The sequence below is a fragment of the Streptomyces sp. 8L genome, from assembly GCF_020176795.1.
In the GTDB taxonomy this organism is placed as follows: Bacteria; Actinomycetota; Actinomycetes; order Streptomycetales; family Streptomycetaceae; genus Streptomyces.
Window position 1 is genome coordinate 1 of sequence record NZ_JAIUKE010000461.1, and the last position, 3,489, is coordinate 3,489.

Below are 3,489 nucleotides of genomic sequence, written 5' to 3' on the forward strand. Positions count from 1 at the left end.
CCGCGTGCCCCGCCTCCCCGCGGACCGCGGCGGGCGTCCGGGGGCGGGCTGAGGCGTTCCCAGCGGACGGCACGAGGAAGCGAGAAGGATGGCCGCGCAGTACAGAGGCACCAAGACCAGGGGGCCGGACCCGGCGGTGACGCCGCCCGGAGCCGCACTCAGTGACGGGACCACGGTTCCCGGGAGACCCGCCCGTCCTTCGCGGGACGGACGCGGTACGCGCTTCCTGCCGTACCTGCTCCTGCTGCCGACGCTGGTGGCCACGGCGCTGCTGCTCGGCTACCCGCTGGTGCGCAACCTGCTCATCTCGTTCCAGACCCTCGAACCGTTCCAGCTGATCCAGCACACCACCCAGTGGAACGGCTTCGGCAACTACACCGACCAGCTGACGAGTTCCGAGTTCTGGCACACCGCGGGCCGCTCGGTCGCCTTCACCGCCGCCAACGTCGTCCTCATCATGGTGGCCGGCACGCTCATCGGGCTCCTGCTCAACCGGCTCGGCAAGCCGATGCGGCTGCTGCTGTCCACCGGCCTGGTCCTGGCGTGGGCCATGCCGCAGGTCGCGGGCACCACGGTCTACCAGTGGCTGTTCGACACCCAGAACGGCGTCGTCAACTGGGGCCTGAACGGCCTCGGCTGGCACGCGATGCAGCACTACAACTGGTTCAGCCACCAGCTGTCCACGTTCGCCGTGATCACCCTGATGATCGTCTGGGGCTCCATCCCCTTCGTGGCGCTCAACCTCTTCGCCGGCCTCACGACCGTCTCGGCGGAGATTTTCGAAGCGGCCAGGATGGACGGCGCGAGCGCGTGGCGCACCTTCTGGCAAGTCGTGTTCCCGATGCTCAAGCCGTTCTTCCTGAGCACCACGTTCCTGGAGATCATCTGGGTCTTCAAGGCGTTCACCCAGGTCTACGCGCTCAACGCGGGCGGTCCCGAGGGTCTCACCGAGACGCTGCCGGTCTATGCGTACGTCGAGGGCTTCGGCAACCAGCACTTCGGCACCGGTGCCGCCATCTCCATGCTCACCATCGTCATCCTGGTGGCCCTGATGTCCTACTACTTCCGCGTCATCCTGAAAGAGGAGGACGAGCTGTGAGGCGCTCCCTGGCCGGTCGGCTCTGGCCCAACATCGTCGCCGTCATCCTCTTCGTCTTCTTCGTCTTCCCCATCTACTGGATGGTGACGACGGCCTTCAAGCCGGACCTGGACATCGTCTCCTCGACGCCGGTCCTCTTCCCGGTGCACGCCACTTTCAGCCACTTCACGAAGGCCGTGCACGCGCCGGGCTTCTGGACGTTCGTCCGCAACAGCTTCACCGTGACGATCGGGGCGGTGCTGCTCTCCCTGATCGTCGCGACGCTCTCGGCCTTCGCGGTGGCGCGCATGCGCTTCAAGGGGCGCAAGGCGTTCATCCTGCTGATCATGGTCGCCCAGATGGCGCCCTGGGAAGTCCTCACGATCTCCGTCTACCTGATCGTCCGCGACTCCGACGCGCTCAACAGCCTGCTGCCGCTGACCCTCTTCTACATGATGATGGTCCTGCCCTTCACAGTCTGGACGCTGCGCGGGTTCATCGCGGCCGTGCCCAAGGAGCTGGAGGAAGCGGCCCTCGTCGACGGCTGCAGCCGCTTCCAGGCGTTCGTCCGGGTCGTCCTGCCGCTCCTGGCGCCCGGCCTCATGGCGACCTCGCTGTTCGGCTACATCACCGCCTGGAACGAGTACGCGCTCGTCCTCATCCTGAACAAGGACAGCGGTCAGACGCTGACCCTCTGGCTCACCCAGTTCCAGACCAACTTCGGTGACGACTGGGGCGCCACGATGGCCGCCGCCTCGTTCTTCACCCTGCCCGTCGTGGTCGTCTTCCTCTTCATGCAGCGGCGTGCCAGCAGCGGCATCACCGCGGGGGCGGTGAAGGGATGACCGCCGCGCCCGCGCGCGCCACCGCCCCCGGCACCCTGGAACGCGACGCGCTCGCCGTGCTCCAGCCCGGCTTCGGCGGCACCGAAGCCCCCGACTGGATACTGCGCCGCCTGGACGAGGGCCTCGCGTCCGTCGCCCTCTTCGGCCGCAACGTCGAGTCGGCCGAGCAGCTCGGCCGGCTCACCGCGCGGCTGCGCGCCGACCACCCCGGCCTCCTCGTCGCGGTGGACGAGGTGGGCGGCGACGTCACCCGCATCGAGGTCGGCCAGGGATCGTCCGTGCCCGGCAACTACGCCCTCGGCACCATCGACGACACCGCACTGACCCGGGACGTGGCGGCCGAACTCGGCCGCGCCCTCGCCGCGTGCGGCATCGACCTGGCCTGGGCGCCCTCCGTGGACGTCAACTCCAACCCGGACAACCCGGTCATCGGTGTACGGTCCTTCGGCACCGACCCGGCGCTCGTCGCCCGGCACGCCGCCGCCTACGTCGAGGGGCTCCAGGGCGCGGGCGTCGCGGCCTCGGCCAAGCACTTCCCCGGGCACGGCGACACCGCGGTCGACTCGCACCACTCGCTGCCCCGCATCGATGTGGGACTCGACACGCTCGGCGCACGCGACCTGCTGCCCTTCCGGGCCGCCGTCGCCGCGGGCGTCAAGGCCGTCATGAGCGCGCACATCATCAGCCCCGCGCTCGACCCCGACCGGCCCGCCACCCTGAGCCGGCGCATCCTGACCGGGCTCCTGCGTGAGGAGCTGGGCTTCGACGGCCTCGTCGTCACGGACGGCATGGACATGCAGGCCATCGCCTCGACGTACGGCACGGAGCACGGCGCCGTCCTCGCCATCGCGGCGGGCGCCGACGCCATCTGCACCGGCGGCGGGCCCTTCGACGAGGGGACCGTACTGGGGCTGCGCGACGCGCTCGTCGCGGCGGTACGGGGCGGAGAACTGCCCGAGGAACGGCTGGCGGACGCGGCCGCGCGGGTGCGCGCGCTCGCCGGCTGGACGCTGCGGGCCAGGGAGGCGGCCGGCCCGGGCGCGGCCCTACAGGAGGGGACCGCGCCAGGCGACCCGGTCGGACTGGTGGCCGCGCGCCGCGCCCTGCGGGTCACCGGCACGGTGGTACCGCTCACGGGCCCCGCGTACGTCGCGGTCCTCGGCGCGGAGGCCAACATCGCCGTGGGGACGCAGACACCCTGGGGCGTCGGCCCCGAACTCGCGAAGCTGTGTCCCGGCACGGAGACCGGCACCTACACCGAGGACTCGTACGGCACGGCCGAGGTCCTGGCCGCGGCGGGGGAGCGGCCTCTCGTCGTCGCCGCGCGGGACGTGCACCGGCACGCCTGGATGGCCCGCGCGCTGGACGCGCTGGTCGCGGCGCGCCCCTCCGTGACCGTGGTCGAGATGGGCCTCGACGTGGCTCCGCCCCGGGGCGCCGCGCACATCGCCACGCACGGCGCGGCCCGCGTGTGCGGGCAGGCGGCGGCGGAGGTGATCGCCGGGCGGGCGCACTGACCTCCGCGGGACAGCACGACGGTGCCGGGCGGCCCTTGTGGGGCTGCCC

General features: G+C 71.3%; 3 protein-coding genes. All 3 read left to right on the plus strand.

The features are described from left to right. The first annotated feature begins 88 nt into the window (after nt 1–88). Genes LCE31_RS31045 through LCE31_RS31055 form a run of 3 tightly spaced genes read left to right on the plus strand, consistent with a single transcriptional unit; the run spans nt 89 to nt 3,440 of the window. The gene (locus tag LCE31_RS31045; protein ID WP_225020254.1) at nt 89–1,099 is read left to right on the plus strand and encodes a carbohydrate ABC transporter permease; all 1,011 of its coding nucleotides are present in this window, start codon (nt 89–91) and stop codon (nt 1,097–1,099) included. Continuing rightward, nucleotides 1,096–1,923 (plus strand): carbohydrate ABC transporter permease, encoded by an 828-nt coding sequence (locus LCE31_RS31050; protein ID WP_225020257.1) that lies wholly within the window; start codon nt 1,096–1,098, stop codon nt 1,921–1,923. The genes LCE31_RS31045 and LCE31_RS31050 overlap by 4 nt, the downstream gene beginning before the upstream one ends. Continuing rightward, nucleotides 1,920–3,440: a glycoside hydrolase family 3 protein gene (locus LCE31_RS31055; protein ID WP_225020259.1), complete on the plus strand. Its 1,521-nt coding sequence runs from the start codon at nt 1,920–1,922 to the stop codon at nt 3,438–3,440. The genes LCE31_RS31050 and LCE31_RS31055 overlap by 4 nt, the downstream gene beginning before the upstream one ends. Nucleotides 3,441–3,489: the final 49 nt, after the last annotated feature.